This window comes from Oceanisphaera sediminis (assembly GCF_039539745.1).
GTDB classification, from domain to species: Bacteria; Pseudomonadota; Gammaproteobacteria; order Enterobacterales; family Aeromonadaceae; genus Oceanimonas; species Oceanimonas sediminis.
In genome coordinates this window covers 1-685 of record NZ_BAABDS010000058.1, presented here as the reverse complement: position 1 = coordinate 685, position 685 = coordinate 1, and the positions used below count along the sequence as shown (strand labels likewise).

Genomic DNA, 685 nt, shown 5'->3' with positions numbered 1-685 from the left:
CTTGTCGGGTAAGTTCCGACCTGCACGAATGGTGTAATCATGGCCACGCTGTCTCCACCCGAGACTCAGTGAAATTGAATTTGCGGTGAAGATGCCGTATACCCGCGGCTAGACGGAAAGACCCCGTGAACCTTTACTATAGCTTGGCACTGAACATTGACCCTACATGTGTAGGATAGGTGGGAGGCTGTGAAGCGGTGACGCCAGTTGCCGTGGAGCCATCCTTGAAATACCACCCTTGTATGTTTGATGTTCTAACTTGGCCCCCTTATCGGGGGTGAGGACAGTGCCTGGTGGGTAGTTTGACTGGGGCGGTCTCCTCCCAAAGAGTAACGGAGGAGCACGAAGGTTGGCTAAGTACGGTCGGACATCGTACGGTTAGTGCAATGGCATAAGCCAGCTTAACTGCGAGACTGACACGTCGAGCAGGTACGAAAGTAGGTCATAGTGATCCGGTGGTTCTGTATGGAAGGGCCATCGCTCAACGGATAAAAGGTACTCCGGGGATAACAGGCTGATACCGCCCAAGAGTTCATATCGACGGCGGTGTTTGGCACCTCGATGTCGGCTCATCACATCCTGGGGCTGAAGTCGGTCCCAAGGGTATGGCTGTTCGCCATTTAAAGTGGTACGCGAGCTGGGTTCAGAACGTCGTGAGACAGTTCGGTCCCTATCTGCCGTGGGC

1 rRNA gene is annotated in these 685 nt (G+C 54.2%); it reads left to right on the top strand.

The window, feature by feature from the left end:
* A 23S ribosomal RNA gene (locus ABD827_RS17805) occupies positions 1 to 685 on the top strand; the annotation flags it as partial.